Here is a 14,912-nt window from a genome sequence, read left to right on the forward strand (position 1 = left end):
CGCGCGAAGACTGTCTTTTTATCCAGCCCCAGGGCGGTGGCCGCACTACAATCCGCCGCTATGTCTGCCAAACCGTCTTCTGCTTCCGCCAGCGAATATTCCGAAGGTTCGATCCGCGTGCTCAAGGGCCTGGAGCCCGTCAAGCAGCGCCCGGGCATGTACACCCGCACCGACAACCCCTTGCACATCATCCAGGAGGTGCTGGACAACGCCGCCGACGAGGCCCTGGCCGGCCACGGCAAGAAAATCCGCGTCACCTTGCACGTCGACGGCTCGGTCAGTGTGGAAGACGACGGCCGGGGCATCCCCTTCGGCCTGCACCCGGAGGAAAACGCGCCGGTGATCGAGCTGGTCTTCACCCGCCTGCACGCGGGCGGCAAGTTCGACAAGGGCAAGGGCGGCGCCTACAGCTTCTCGGGCGGCCTGCATGGCGTGGGCGTGTCGGTCACCAACGCGCTGGCCACCCGGCTCGAAGCCACTAGCTACCGCGAGGGCAAGGTGGCGCGCCTGGTGTTTGCGGCCGGTGATGTGATCGAGCCCTTGGTGGCCCGGCCGCTGGAGGCGGGCGAGCGCAAGCAGGGCACTTCGGTGCGCGTTTGGCCCGACGCCAAGTATTTTGAATCCAGCGCCCTGCCCATGGGCGAACTCACCCACCTGCTGCGCAGCAAGGCCGTGCTGATGCCCGGCGTAACGGTGCAGCTGGTCAACGAGAAAACCCGCGACACGCAAACGTGGCAGTACAAGGGCGGCCTGCGTGACTACCTGATGCAGACGCTGAACGGCGATCCGGTGATCCCGCTGTTTGAGGGCGAGGGTTTTGCCGACCGCAACAACGAAAGTTTTGCCGAAGGCGAGGGCGCCGCCTGGGCCGTGGCCTTCACCGAAGACGGCCAGCCCATGCGCGAGAGCTACGTCAACCTGATCCCTACCAGTGCGGGCGGCACGCACGAAAGCGGCCTGCGCGACGGACTGTTCAACGCGGTCAAGAGCTTCATCGAACTGCACAGTCTGTTGCCCAAGGGCGTGAAGCTGCTGCCCGAGGACGTGTTTGCGCGCGCCAGCTATGTGCTCTCGGCCAAAGTGCTGGACCCACAGTTCCAGGGCCAGATCAAGGAACGCCTGAATTCGCGCGACGCTGTGCGCCTGGTCAGCGGTTTTGTGCGCCCGGCGCTGGAGCTGTGGCTGAACCAGCATGTGGAATACGGCAAGAAGCTGGCTGAGCTGGCCATCAAAGCCGCGCAGACTCGCCAGAAGGCGGGCCAGAAGGTGGAAAAGCGCAAGGGCTCGGGCGTGGCTGTGCTGCCCGGCAAGCTCACCGACTGCGAAAGCCGCGACACGGCGCACAACGAAGTGTTTCTGGTCGAGGGCGACTCAGCGGGCGGCAGCGCCAAGATGGGCCGCGACAAGGAAAGCCAAGCCATCCTGCCGCTGCGCGGCAAGGTGCTCAACACCTGGGAGGTGGAGCGCGACCGCCTGTTTGCCAACAACGAAATCCACGACATCTCGGTAGCCATTGGCGTGGACCCGCACGGCCCCAACGACACCCCCGACCTGAGCGGCCTGCGCTATGGCAAGGTCTGCATCCTGTCCGACGCCGACGTGGACGGCTCGCACATCCAGGTGCTGCTGCTCACGCTGTTCTTCCGCCATTTCCCCAAGCTCATCGAGGCCGGCCACATCTACGTGGCGCGCCCGCCGCTGTTCCGCGTGGACGTGCCCGCCCGTGGCAAGAAGCCCGCCGCCAAGATGTATGCGCTGGACGACGGCGAGTTGGCCGCCATCCTGGACAAGGCCGAAAAGGACGGCGTGCCGCGCGAGAAGTGCCAGATCAGCCGCTTCAAGGGCCTGGGCGAGATGAACGCCGAACAGCTGTGGGAAACCACGCTCAACCCCGACACCCGCCGCCTGCTGCCCGTGCAACTGGGCGACATGGACTTTGCCGCCACCGAAGGCCTCATCACCAAGCTCATGGGCAAGGGCGAAGCCGCCGCGCGCCGCGAACTGATGGAGCTGCATGGCGATGCGGTCGAGGTCGATATCTGAAGAGCAGCGTCATACGCGCCCGAGCCGCCTGCCATGACCTCATTTCGCCAAATCGGTCGCTTGCGCTGGTATGTGTTGGGTTGTTTGCTCTGCTTTTTGCAGCAAACAGCCCGTGCAGACCTGTGGGCGCATGTGGACGAGCGTGGCGTGACGCACTTTGCGGCGGAGCAGGTCGATGCGCGCTACCAGCTGTTTTTTCGTGGCAACGACTTTGACTCGACCCGGGATACGCCCGTCAATGCCTCGCCCATGCCCTACGCGCTGCCTGCAGCGGGCGCGCGCCTGCTGGCGTTTTTCGACATTGCGCCCGACTACAAGCGCGTCAAGCACCACCTGCGCGCTGCGTCCAGCCAGCATGGCGTGGACTATGAGCTGCTGCAGGCCGTGATCGCCACCGAGTCCGGCTTTGACGCCGCCGCCGTATCGCCCAAGGGCGCCGTGGGCCTGATGCAGGTGATGCCCGCCACTGCCAGCCGCTTTGGCGTGAGTGCGGACAAGAAGCGCACGGTGGAGCAAAAACTGGCCGACCCCGCTGTGAACGTGCCCACCGGCACCCGTTACCTGCGCTACCTGCTGGACCTGTTCCCCGGCCGCATCGACCTGGCCGTGGCCGCCTACAACGCGGGCGAAGGCGCCGTGCAAAAGGCGGGCAACCAAGTCCCGGCCTTTAAGGAAACCCAAAACTACGTGCGCACTGTGCTGGGCCTGTACGCCCAGCTCAAGCCGCCAGCGCCCGTGCTGACACAGCGCGCCCTGCCGGGCCGTGTGCGCATGGAGCTGTCGGGCGGCGCACAGAACCGGGGCAACCTGCCGCCCACCCAGGTGGCACAGACCCGCAACGCGCCGCAGACCGCGTTTGAACCCTTACCGACGATTCCGAACGAATGAGCGACCAACCCACTCTTGATTTCACCACCGCAGGCGATGACGGAGGCGACTCCCTGGGCCTGGCGGGCTACGCCCAGCGCGCCTACCTGGAATACGCGCTGTCGGTCGTCAAGGGCCGTGCGCTGCCCGATGTGTGCGACGGCCTCAAGCCCGTGCAGCGACGCATCTTGTATTCGATGGACCGCATGGGGCTGGGCTACAGCGGCCCCACGCGCAATACGGCCGCCAAGCCCGTCAAGAGCGCCCGCGTGGTGGGCGATGTGCTGGGCCGCTTCCACCCGCACGGTGACCAGTCGGCCTACGACGCACTGGTCCGCATGGCGCAGGACTTTGCCCAGCGCTACCCGCTCATCGACGGCCAGGGCAACTTCGGCAGCCGCGACGGCGACGGCGCTGCCGCCATGCGCTACACCGAAGCGCGCCTGTCGCGCATCACCAGCCTGCTGCTCGATGAAATCGACGAAGGCACCGTGGATTTCATGCCCAACTACGACGGCAGCACCGAAGAACCCCGCCAGCTGCCCGCCCGCCTGCCGTTTGCGCTGCTCAATGGAGCCAGCGGCATTGCCGTGGGCCTGGCCACCGAGATCCCCAGCCACAACCTGCGCGAGATTGCCGATGCGTGCGTGGCGCTCATCAAGACGCCATCGCTGAGCCAGGACGAGCTGCTGGCCATCGTGCCCGGCCCGGACTACCCCGGCGGCGGCCAGATCATCAGCAGCCCCGGCGACATTGCCGACGCCTACCGCACCGGCCGGGGCAGCCTGAAGGTGCGTGCGCGCTGGAAGATCGAAGATATGGCGCGCGGCCAGTGGCAACTGGTGGTCAACGAACTGCCGCCCGGCGTGAGCACGCAGAAGGTGCTGGAAGAGATCGAGGAAATCACCAACCCCAAGGTCAAGGCGGGCAAGAAGGCGCTGACGCAGGAGCAGACGCAACTGAAGGCCAGCATGCTGGCCGTGCTGGACGTGGTGCGGGATGAATCGAGCAAGGACGCGCCCGTGCGCCTGGTGTTCGAGCCCAAAACAGGCAAGACCCCGCAGCAAGAGCTGATCACCGCGCTGCTGGCCCACACCAGCCTGGAGACCTCGGCCCCCATCAACCTCACCATGGTGGGGCTCGATGGCAAGCCCGTGCAGAAGTCGCTGCGCCAGATGCTGGAAGAGTGGATCGCCTTCCGCCAGACCACCATCATCCGCCGCAGCCAGCACCGGCTGAACAAGGTGCTGGACCGCATTCACATTCTCGAAGGGCGGCAGCTGGTGCTGCTCAACATCGACGAGGTGATCGCCATCATCCGCCAGGCCGAAGACCCCAAGGCCGCGCTGATTGCACGCTTCAAACTCAGCGACCGCCAGGCCGAGGACATTCTCGAAATCCGCCTGCGCCAGCTCGCGCGGCTCGAAGCCATCAAGATCGAGCAAGAGCTGAAAGAGCTGCGCGACAGCCAGGGCAAGCTCGAAGACATCCTGAACAACCCCGGCTCGCTGCGCCGCACCATGGTGAAAGAGATCGAGGCCGACGCCAAGACCTTTGCCGACGCACGCCGCACGCTCATCCAGGCCGAGAAAAAGGCGGTGGCCGAAGTGAAGGTGGTGGACGAGCCTGTCACGGTGGTCGTCTCGCAAAAGGGCTGGGTGCGCGCCCGCACTGGCCATGGGCATGAGGCCGCCAGCTTTGCCTTCAAGGCGGGCGACGGGCTGTATGGCACGTTTGAATGCCGCACGGTCGATACCCTGCTGGCCTTTGGCAGCAATGGCCGCGTGTACTCGGTGGCCGTGTCACTGCTGCCCGGGGCACGTGGCGACGGCCAGCCGGTCACCACGCTGATTGAGCTGGAAGCAGGCACGCAGCTGCTGCACTACTTTGCGGGGCCCGCCAACGCCACGCTGCTGCTGTCCAACTCGGGCGGCTACGGCTTCCTGGCGGCAGTGGAGAACATGGTGTCGCGCCAGAAGGGCGGCAAGGCCTTCATCACCCTGGGCGAGGGCGAAACCGTGTGCGTACCTTCCCACGCCGCAGGCACCACAGGCAGCAAACCGGTGGTGCCCGCCACGCATGTGGCCTGCGCCTCCACCGGCGGGCGCATCCTCACGTTCGAGATCACCGAGCTGAAAACCATGGCCAACGGCGGCCGGGGGCTGATGCTGATCGACCTGGAAGACAAGGACCAGCTCGCAGGCGCTGCCGCCTATACGCGCAGCATCCGCCTCGATGGCATGGGCCGGGGTGGCAAGGTGCGCGATGAGACCCTGGAGATCCGCAGTCTGAACAACGCCCGCGCCGCACGCGGCCGCAAGGGCAAGGCGGCGGACCTGGGCTTCAAGCCCCAGGCGGTGACGCGGGTCGAGTAACAGCGGCTCGCACAAGGCTTCTGGCGCTTTTTGCCGCATCCTGCGGCCATGCCCCTGCTGCAGCGTTGCCTCTGGCGCAGCGCTCGGCCGGGGCCATCTCGCTGCGTTTTTTCGCCGCTCCAAGCGTCGTCACTGCCGCTGGCGCAGGGTGCGCGAGACGCGTTTGACGCACCCTGCGCCTTTGGCTGCGCGCCCAGTGGCGCTTGGGGATGACCCTCATACGGTCGCTCCTGGTTTGTGCAATTGTCGGAAAGCGAGCAACATCTCGTGACAAACACACTCCAGGAGACCTCCATGCCCAAACAACTGAGGATGGCCCACAAGCTGTGGCTGGCTGTGATTCTGATCGTGGTCATGCTGGTCGCCGTGGTGGGGTTTGCGGCCTACCGCTCGGCCAAAGTGCAAGCTCAGGCCGATGCCGTGAGCAAGGAGATGGAAGCGCGGGTGCAGGCCGCCCTGCGCTGGTCGGGGTTGACCGAAACCAATGCCGCGCGCACGCAGGCGCTGATCGTGAGCAACGACCCTGCGGTGGAGGCCGAGTTCAAGGACGTCATTGCGGCCACCTCGGCCCAGATCAGCGAGGTGCAAAAATCACTCGAATCCATGGCCCTGTCCGACGCTGACAAGGCCCAGATGAACAAGATCGCGGCCGCCCGCAAGACCATGATCGACCTGCGTGGTGAGGCCCGCAAGCTCAAGGGCGACGGCCAGCAAGACCAGGCCGTGACGCTGATCAATCAGAAGTACAACCCGTCCGTGGTGGCCTACCTCACGGCACTGCGTGAGTTCGTGGCCCAGCAGCAGAAGAACGCCGCAGACACGCAGGCAGCCATGGCGGCCGAGCGCATGCTCACCGTCAAGATCGCGGCGGTGGCCGTGGCCCTCCTTCTGCTCGCCATCATCGTGGGGGCGTATTACCTGATCGGCAGCATCCAGCGGCCGCTAGCGCAGGCCCATGGCCTGGCCGAGCGCATTGCAGGCGGCGACCTGAGCCAGCAAGAGTCCGTCACGCGCGGCGACGAGTTTGGCGACCTGTTGCGCTCGCTCTATGCCATGAGCAACGCCCTGGGGCGCATGGTGCATCAGGTGCGCCAGAGCACAGACAGCATTGCCATTGCCAGCGCCGAGATCGCGACCGGCAACCAGGACCTGTCGGCCCGCACCGAACAAACCTCCAGCAACCTGCAGGAGACGGCGGCCGCGATGGAGGAGTTCACCAGCACCATCCAGCAGAGCGCGGGCAGCGCCCAGCAGGCCAGCAGCCTGGCTGCGGGGGCCACTGGCGTGGCGCGCCGGGGCGGCGAGGTGGTGACACAGGTGGTGGCCACCATGGAGGACATCAACCACAGCAGCAAGAAGATCGCGGACATCATCGGTGTGATCGATGGCATTGCGTTCCAGACCAACATCCTGGCGCTGAACGCGGCCGTGGAGGCCGCGCGGGCTGGCGAGCAGGGCCGTGGCTTTGCCGTGGTGGCCAGCGAGGTGCGCAGCTTGGCTCAGCGCAGCGCCGAGGCGGCCAAGGAGATCAAGCAGCTCATCAGCGCGTCGGTCGAGAAGGTGGAGACCGGCTCGCGCCTGGTGTCTGACGCGGGCACCACCATGACCGACATCGTGCAGTCTGTGCAGCGCGTGACCGACATGATTGGCGAGATCACTGCCGCATCGTCCGAGCAGAGCGCGGGGGTTTCGCAGGTGAACAAGGCGATCAGCAACCTGGACCAGATGACCCAGCAGAACGCCGCGCTGGTGGAGGAAAGCGCCGCAGCGGCGCAGAGCCTGCGCGAGCAGGCCGACCATCTGGCGCGCGAGGTGTCCATGTTCAAGGTCAATGCTGCCAGCTATGGCCCGGCCCAGGCCGCCATCGGTGCGGCGCGCGGCGCGGCCAAGGTCACCGCCAGCCTGTCCCCAGCCCGCGCAGCACCAGCGCCCGCCGCTGGCGGTGCTACCGCTTCAGCGGCCCGTATCGGCACCACCAACACTTCTGCTGCGCTGGCCAAGGCACCTACTCCCTCATCGGTCGCCAAGACGGGCAGCCAGAAAAACGCGAAGCAGGGCGCTGCGGCGGGAGCCGAGGAGGATTGGGAGTCCTTCTGACGGGTGCTGGGATCGCACCGGTCTCGAGTCAGCGCGCACGTCGCCTTTTTGCACACCCCGGTGGCGGGGCTGGCGGACCGCAGGCAACGAAAAAAGCCCTTGGCAGCGATGCCAAGGGCTTTTTGCTGGAGGTCTGAAGGTCAGGCCAGTTCAGCGATCAGTTCGATCTCCACGCACGCGCCCATGGGGATCTGGGCCACGCCGAAGGCGCTGCGGGCATGCACGCCCTTTTCGCCAAACACCTGGCCCAGCAGTTCGCTGGCGCCGTTGGTCACCAGGTGCTGCTCGGTGAAATCGCCGGTGGAGTTCACCAGGCTCATCACCTTGACGATGCGCTTGACCCGGTTCAGGTCGCCACCACACGCGGCTTGCAGCGTGCCCATCAGGTCGATGGCGACGGCGCGCGCGGCCTGCTTGCCTTCTTCGGTACCGATGTCGCGGCCGAACTGTGCGGCCCAGGGCTTGCCGTCCTTGCGGGCGATGTGGCCGCTCAGAAACACCAGGTTGCCGGTCTGCACATAGGGCACGTAGGCGGCGGCGGGCACCGACACGGGGGGCAGGGTGATGTTGAGTTCTTTCAGCTTGTCGTAAACGCTCATGGTGGTCCTCGTTAGGAAGTGCGGGTGGATAGACTAGGGCAGCCTGGTGCGCAGGCCGCCGAGCGCGGTAAGTGTTACACAGCACCTCGCCCCCGCGCCGATGGGGCAGCCCCTGGCGGCGCATTAGCATCAGTGCATGTCCACCATAAGCGCCCCTAATGCCGCGCCACTGTCCGCCACAGGCCAGGGGGTGGAGGGGCCGTTGCCCCCGCGTCCGTGGCTGCTGCCCGCTGTGTTGCTGGGCGTGGTGGCCGGGGCTGCGCTGCAACTGCAGCAGCCCGCGCTGTGGTCTGCGGCGGCCTACGGGTGGTTGTTGATGGCTGGCCTGCTGCTGGGCGGTGGTGCGGTGGCTGCCGCGCGGCGGCACCCCGGGCTGCGCCGGGCTCGCAGTGTGATCGCCATGTCGCCCTGGCTGATGTTGCTGGCGGGGGTGCTGGCCATGTTTGGCGGCACCGGCCTGCGGGCCGTGGCCTACCAGGCCCAGGCGTTGCCTGCCGCACTGGAGGGCAAGGACCTGCGCATCACCGGCGTGGTGGCCGCCATGCCGCAGGTCAACGAGGCTGGAACCCGCTGGCGCATGGCGGTGGAGTCCGCAACGCTGCAGGGCATACCCGTGGCCATGCCGCCGCAGATCGATGTGGCCTGGTATGGCGGCGCCTTTGGCGGTGGTGGCGAGGTGCTGGACCTGCAACGCCAGCCCGCGCCTGTGCGGGCGGGCGAGCGGTGGCAGATCACCGTGCGCCTGAAGGCGCCCCATGGCCTGCGCAACCCGCACGGCTTTGACTATGAGCTGTGGATGTGGGAGCAGGGCGTACAAGCCACAGGCTACGTGCGCGCCGGACCCAAGGACGAGCCACCGGTGCGTGTGGCCGCCACTTGGCAGTACCCGGTGGAGCAGCTGCGCCAGCGCGTGCGGGACGCCATCATGGAACGTCTGGTGTTTGGGCACGATGGGGCGGCCAATGAATCCGCTGACACCACCCGCACGCGCACTGCAGGTGTGGTGGCGGCGCTGGTCACGGGCGACCAGCGCGCCATCGACCGTGCGGACTGGGATGTGTTCCGCGCCACCGGGGTGGCCCACCTCATGAGCATTTCGGGCCTCCACATCACGTTGTTTGCCTGGCTGGCCGCGTTGGGGGTGAGGGCGCTGTGGCGGCGCTCACCCCGGCTGAGCCTGGCGGTGCCAGCGCAGTCCGCCGCGCTGGTGTCGGGTGTGTTGCTGGCCACGGCGTACGCGCTGTTCAGCGGCTGGGGCGTGCCCGCGCAGCGTACCGTGACCATGCTGGCCATCGTGGGGCTGCTGCAGCTGAGCGGGCGCCGCTGGCCCTGGCCCCAGGTGTGGCTGCTGGCCTGCGGGTCCGTGGTGTTGCTGGACCCATGGGCGTTGGCGCAGGCAGGCTTCTGGCTGAGCTTTGTCGCGGTGGGTGTGCTGTTTGCTACCAATCCGATAGCTACTCAGGCAAATAGCACTAGCGCTATAGGCCATTTTTATGCCTTGGTGCGTGAACAATGGGTCGTGACACTGGCATTGACGCCCCTGGGCTTGTTGCTGTTTGGCCAGGTGTCGCTGGTGGGTTTTGTGGCCAACCTGGTGGCCATCCCCTGGGTGACGCTGGTGGTCACGCCGCTGGCGCTGGGTGGCGTGCTGTGGGCGCCGTTGTGGAGCGTAGCAGCCATCAGCTTGCAGCCGCTCACCGCATGGCTGCAGTGGCTGGCGCAGTGGCCCTGGGCCGCCGTGTTTTTGCCGGCAGCGCCGCTCTGGGCAGGCGTGGCGGCGGTGGCCGGGGGTGCGCTCTTGGCCATGCGTCTGCCCTGGCGCCTGCGTTTGCTGGCGCTGCCTTTGCTGCTGCCGGTGTTGTGGTGGCAGCCCGCGCGGCCCGCAGCGGGGCAGTTTGAGCTGCTGGCCGCCGACATTGGCCAGGGCAATGCCGTGCTGGTGCGCACGGCCACGCACACCCTGCTGTACGACGCCGGGCCGCGCTTCAGCCGCGAGAGCGATGCGGGCCACCGCGTGCTGGTGCCGCTGCTGCGGGCGCTGGGAGAGCGGGTGGATGTGCTCATGCTCAGCCACCGCGATGCCGACCACACGGGCGGCGCGGCGGCCGTGCTGGCCCAGCAGCCCCGCGCCGAACTCACCGGCTCCATCGAAGCTGAGCACGCCCTGCAGCGCCTGCGCCCCAGCCGCCCCTGCCTGGCCGGACAGCGCTGGGAATGGGATGGCGTGGTGTTTGAGGTGCTGCATCCCCTGTCTGGCGACGACGCACCGGGGGCGGCCAAGCCACCGCGCCCCAATGCGCTCAGCTGCGTGCTGCGCATTTCCGCCGCAGGCACCGAGGGCGCGTCGGCCTTGCTGGTGGGCGACATCGAGGCACCGCAGGAGCAGGCCCTGCTGGCGCGTGGCGCACCGGTGCGGGCTGACTTGCTGCTGGTGCCCCACCATGGCAGCAAGACCTCGTCGTCGGCGGCTTTTCTGGAGGCCGTGCAGCCGCGCACCGCTTTGGTGCAGGCTGGGTATCGCAACCGCTTTGGCCATCCTGCGCCAGATGTGCTGCAGCGCTACCGCGCGCGCCAGATTGCGGTGGTGGAGTCGTCGCGCTGCGGGGCGGCTCGTTGGTCCTCGTCACAGCCGGGCCAGGTGGCCTGCGAACGCGACACCGGCGAGCGCTACTGGCAGCACCGCATGGTGCCACGGGACAACTGAGTCGGGGCCCATGGCGCAGCGCCGTCAGGGGTGTTGTGCGGGGGCGGGCTCACAACTTGCTATCCTGACTGCAGGAGGCCCGTTCATGCAGAAATTTGACGAGATGTACGCCATGCTGCCGTTTGATGGCAGCGACGTGCGGGAACACTACAAGCGCTACGCGCAATGGTTGAGCAAACAGCCCCCTGACGTGATGCAGGCCCGCAGGGCCGAGGCCGAGATGATCTTCCGGCGCGTGGGCATCACCTTTGCCGTGTACGGCGCCAAGGACGAGGGCGGTGCAGGCAACGAGCGGTTGATTCCGTTTGACCTGATCCCCCGCATCATCCCCGCCCACGAGTGGGCCAGCATGCAGCAGGGGCTGGTGCAGCGCGTCACGGCGCTCAACCGCTTCATCAATGACGTGTACCACGGCCAGGACATCATCCGCGCCGGCATCGTGCCCGCCGACCTCATCCTGAACAACGCGCAGTACCGCCCCGAGATGGCCGGTGTGCATGTGCCGCAAGACATCTACGCGCACATCGCCGGCATCGACATCGTGCGCGCTCCCGATGCCCAGGGCAACGGCGAGTACTACGTGCTCGAAGACAACCTGCGCGTGCCCAGCGGCGTGAGCTACATGCTCGAAAACCGCAAGATGATGATGCGGCTGTTCCCCGAGCTGTTCAGCCTGCACAAGGTGGCGCCCGTGGCGCATTACCCCGACATGCTGCTCGAAACCCTGCGCGCCAGCGCCCCGGCCACGGCCGACGAGCCCACGGTGGTCGTGCTCACGCCCGGCATGCACAACAGCGCCTACTTTGAGCACGCCTTCCTCGCGCAGCAAATGGGCGTGGAGCTGGTCGAAGGGCAGGACCTGGTCGTCAAGGACAAGTTTGTGTACATGCGCACCACGCGCGGCCTGCAGCGGGTGGACGTGATCTACCGCCGCGTGGACGACGACTTCCTCGACCCGCAGGTATTCCGTCCGAATTCGACGCTGGGCTGCTACGGCCTCATGGAGGCCTACCGCGCGGGCAACGTGGGCATCTGCAACGCCGTGGGTACGGGCGTGGCCGACGACAAATCCGTGTACCCCTACGTGCCCGAGATGATCCGCTTCTACCTCGGTGAAGAGCCCATCCTGAAAAACGTGCCCACCTGGATGTGCCGCAAGCCGGACGACCTGCAGCATGTGCTGGCCAACCTCAAGGACCTGGTGGTGAAGGAAGTGCACGGCGCAGGTGGCTACGGCATGCTCATCGGCCCAGCCGCCACGCAGGCCGAGATCGAGGACTTCCGCCGTGCGCTGATCGCCAACCCCTCGGGCTACATCGCGCAACCCACGCTCAGCCTCTCTAGCTGCCCCACGTATGTCGAAAGCGGCATCGCCCCGCGCCACATCGACCTGCGCCCCTTCGTGCTCAGCGGCCGTGAGGTGCAGATGGTGGCAGGCGGGCTCACGCGCGTCGCACTGCAGGAGGGATCGCTGGTGGTGAATTCGTCGCAGGGCGGAGGCACCAAGGACACCTGGGTGCTGGGCGAAGGCCGCAGCACCACGCCCATGACACAGTCGCAGACCCTGGGCGGCATGACCCAAACGCAAGGAGGGTTCTGAGATGCTGAGCCGCACCGCCGACCATTTGTTCTGGATGTCGCGCTATACGGAGAGAGCAGAAAACGCCGCCGAAGGCGGGGTTTCACTACAACACAGCCAGCGTGCGCAGCACGCGCGGGGTTCTCTGCCCGGGGAGGAAAAATGCTAAGTCGCACTGCCGATCATCTGTTCTGGATGTCCCGATATACAGAGCGGGCAGAGAACACCGCGCGCATGCTCAATGTGAGCTATGAAATGTCCCTACTGCCGCAGTCCGCCGACGCAGCGCAGGCGGGCTGGGAAGGCCTGCTGTCCATCAGCGAACTGATCCCGGCCTACACCGCCAAGCACGGCGAAGTGACGCCTGTCAACGTGCTCGAATTTATGGTGCGCGATGGCAACAACCCGTCGTCCATCCTGTCGTGCCTGCGTGCCGCGCGCGAGAACGCGCGGGCCGTGCGCGGCGCGCTGACCACCGAGGTGTGGGAGACGCAGAACCAGACCTGGCTGGAGCTGCACCGGCAGCTGGAAGGCGGCGCCTTCGAGCGCGACCCGGGCCAGTTCTTTGAGTGGGTGAAGTACCGCTCGCACCTGTCGCGTGGCGTGGTGCTGGGCACCATGTTGCAGGACGAGGCGTTTCACTTCCTGCGCATGGGCACCTTCCTGGAGCGGGCGGACAACACGGCGCGCCTGCTCGATGTGAAGTTCCACGCCGTCAAGAACGACTTCTTCGGCCGCACCAGCGACCGCAACCAGGAGAGCGACTTCTACCACTGGAGCGCCATCCTGCGCAGCGTGTCGGCGTTCGAGGTGTACCGCAAGGTGTACCGCGATGTGATCACGCCCGGCCGCGTCGCCGACCTGCTGATCCTGAGCCGCGACATGCCGCGCTCATTGCACGCGTGCCTGCGCGAGGTGGTGGACAACCTGGCTGTGCTTGCCAACGGTCAGTCTGCCGAGACCAGCCGCAGGGCAGGGCGCCTGCTGGCCGACCTGCAGTACGGCCGCATCGACGAGATCCTGGCGACGGGCCTGCACGCGTTCCTCACGCAGTTCCTGGACCGGGTGAACGACCTGGGCGGCGGGATCAGCCGCGATTTTTTGGTGACCTCGGGCGACTGAGAGCGCCCTGAAAACGGCGTAGTGCGTGGACTGGTTCAGTCCTGCGCGTTGCGCCGCTGGTCGCGCAGCATGAAGAGGTAAAGGCTTTCCACCTTTTCGCGCGCCCACGGCGTCTTGCGCAGGAACTTGAGGCTGGAACCCACGCTGGGGTCGATCTGGAGGCAGCGGATGGGAATCTGACGCCCCAGCTCGTCCCAGCCAAAGTAATCGGCCAGGCCCACGACCATGGCTTCGAGTGTCACGCCGTGCAGGGGATTGCGCGGCTGGGCGGGCTTGTTGGCCGGTGGGGCGGGCGGCGGGGGCTCTGGGGTGCTCATGGCGCGAAGCATACAGACTGGGAACGTACCCGGGCTCTTGTTGCGGTCCTGTCGTTTGTTGCAGACGAGAAACCCACTGGCGCCGCTGCAGGGCTGGCCGCGCCAGACCAGGGTTCGCGTCACCCTGGACGGGCGACGCAAAGTGAGGTTCAGGCTTTGCGTTGCAGATGGTCTTCCCGCTGAAAAAGCTCGGCCGCCCAGTCCACAAAGGCGCGTACCTTGGCGCTCAGGTGCCGGTTGGGGGGGTACACCACATACACGGGCAACAGGGGCTGGGTCCAGTCGGGCAGCAGTTGCTCCAGGGCTCCGCTGGCCAAGTAGCGCTGGGCTTGCCAGCTGGTGATCTGGCCAATGCCCAGGCCCGCCACGATGGAGGTGACGTAGGCGTTGGCCTCGTTCACGCTCAGCTGGTAGGGGCCGGTGATGTCGATGGACTCATCCCCCCGGCGAAACTCCAGCGGGTAGTGCCGCCCGCTTTGGGGCGAGAAGTAGATGACGCTGGCGTGTTTCTCTTCGATCTCCAGCGGGTGCGTGGGGGTGCCTTTGCGCTCTAGGTAGGCGGGTGCGGCGGCGGTGATGAACTCCAGGTTGCCAATGCGGCGCGCCACCAGCGACTGGTCGCTCAGCTCGCCGCCCCGGATCACGCAGTCCACGTTGTCGCCGATCAGGTCCACCGTGCGGTCGCTCACGCCCAGATCCACCTGGATGTCCGGGTAGCGGGCATGGAACTCCGCCAGGTGCGGAATGATGAGCAACTGAGCCACCGACGTGCCCACGTCGATGCGCAGCCGCCCGCGCGGGTTGGCGCGCGCGTTGGTCATGCTGGCCTCGATGTCGTCCAGATCGGTCAGCAGCCGCACGGTGCGGTCGTAGTAGGCCGCACCGTCGGGTGTGACGGTCACGCGGCGGGTGGTGCGGTTGAGCAGCTTCACGCGCAGCCGCTCCTCCAGCGCCTGCACATGCTTGGTCACCGTGGCTTTGGGCAGGTTCAGCGAATCTGCTGCCCGGGTAAACGTGCCGGCCTCCACCACCCGCACGAATATGCGCATGGCCTGAATCTGGTCCATGGCTTCTCCTTGAGTCTTCAGCACCCAGATTGGGTGCTGGGGAATTCTCACACGGGCACCCTGGTTTGATTGTTGAGCTTTTAGAAACAGTGCGGTGGTGTTTGACCTGTTTATCAGAAAAGCCCAAGCCACTACATTTCAT

10 protein-coding genes and 1 pseudogene are annotated in these 14,912 nt (G+C 66.5%); 8 read left to right on the forward strand and 3 right to left on the reverse strand.

Annotation, left to right across the window (positions count from 1 at the left end; genetic code table 11):
* Nucleotides 1–60 precede the first annotated feature (60 nt).
* The 4 genes from ACT531_RS09645 (at nt 61) to ACT531_RS09660 (ending at nt 7,382) form a co-directional block, all read left to right on the forward strand.
* Nucleotides 61–2,043: a DNA topoisomerase IV subunit B gene (locus ACT531_RS09645; RefSeq protein ID WP_476017265.1), complete on the forward strand. Its 1,983-nt coding sequence runs from the start codon at nt 61–63 to the stop codon at nt 2,041–2,043.
* A 33-nt stretch (nt 2,044–2,076) separates the two neighbouring features.
* A complete protein-coding gene (locus ACT531_RS09650) occupies nt 2,077–2,931 on the forward strand; it encodes a lytic transglycosylase domain-containing protein (protein WP_476017266.1) in 855 nt (284 codons plus the stop codon).
* Nucleotides 2,928–5,285, forward strand: a complete 2,358-nt coding sequence (gene parC, locus ACT531_RS09655; protein ID WP_476017267.1) for a DNA topoisomerase IV subunit A — start codon at nt 2,928–2,930, stop codon at nt 5,283–5,285. Before ACT531_RS09650 ends, parC begins: the two co-directional genes overlap by 4 nt.
* A 294-nt stretch (nt 5,286–5,579) precedes the next feature.
* Nucleotides 5,580–7,382, forward strand: coding sequence for a methyl-accepting chemotaxis protein (locus tag ACT531_RS09660; protein ID WP_476017268.1), 1,803 nt, complete (start codon nt 5,580–5,582; stop codon nt 7,380–7,382).
* 140 nt (nt 7,383–7,522) lie between these two features.
* Here the strand turns inward: ACT531_RS09660 and ACT531_RS09665 are convergent, their stop codons facing one another.
* Nucleotides 7,523–7,981 (reverse strand): RidA family protein, encoded by a 459-nt coding sequence (locus ACT531_RS09665; protein WP_008906002.1) that lies wholly within the window; start codon nt 7,979–7,981, stop codon nt 7,523–7,525.
* A gap of 136 nt (nt 7,982–8,117) precedes the next feature.
* Between ACT531_RS09665 and ACT531_RS09670 the strand changes: the two genes are divergently transcribed.
* The 4 genes and pseudogenes from ACT531_RS09670 to ACT531_RS09685 all read left to right on the forward strand — a co-directional run bounded on the left by ACT531_RS09670 (nt 8,118) and on the right by ACT531_RS09685 (nt 13,386).
* The gene (locus ACT531_RS09670) at nt 8,118–10,685 is read left to right on the forward strand and encodes a DNA internalization-related competence protein ComEC/Rec2 (RefSeq protein ID WP_476017269.1); all 2,568 of its coding nucleotides are present in this window, start codon (nt 8,118–8,120) and stop codon (nt 10,683–10,685) included.
* An 85-nt stretch (nt 10,686–10,770) separates the two neighbouring features.
* Nucleotides 10,771–12,285, forward strand: a complete 1,515-nt coding sequence (locus tag ACT531_RS09675) for a circularly permuted type 2 ATP-grasp protein (protein ID WP_476017270.1) — start codon at nt 10,771–10,773, stop codon at nt 12,283–12,285.
* A gap of 1 nt (nt 12,286) precedes the next feature.
* Nucleotides 12,287–12,355: pseudogene (locus ACT531_RS09680) on the forward strand (alpha-E domain-containing protein); the annotation flags it as partial.
* A gap of 71 nt (nt 12,356–12,426) precedes the next feature.
* Nucleotides 12,427–13,386 (forward strand): alpha-E domain-containing protein, encoded by a 960-nt coding sequence (locus ACT531_RS09685; protein WP_476017271.1) that lies wholly within the window; start codon nt 12,427–12,429, stop codon nt 13,384–13,386.
* 35 nt (nt 13,387–13,421) lie between these two features.
* On the opposite strand, the gene ACT531_RS09690 is transcribed toward ACT531_RS09685, so the two are convergent.
* Nucleotides 13,422–13,703: a VF530 family protein gene (locus ACT531_RS09690; RefSeq protein WP_476017272.1), complete on the reverse strand. Its 282-nt coding sequence runs from the start codon at nt 13,701–13,703 to the stop codon at nt 13,422–13,424.
* Nucleotides 13,704–13,852: 149 nt separating this feature from the next.
* Nucleotides 13,853–14,770 carry a LysR family transcriptional regulator gene (locus tag ACT531_RS09695; protein WP_476017273.1) on the reverse strand — a complete coding sequence of 306 codons (918 nt, stop codon included), beginning with the start codon at nt 14,768–14,770 and terminating at the stop codon, nt 13,853–13,855.
* Between the last annotated feature and the right edge of the window lie 142 nt (nt 14,771–14,912).

It is taken from the genome of Acidovorax sp. DMC1, from assembly GCF_056314325.1.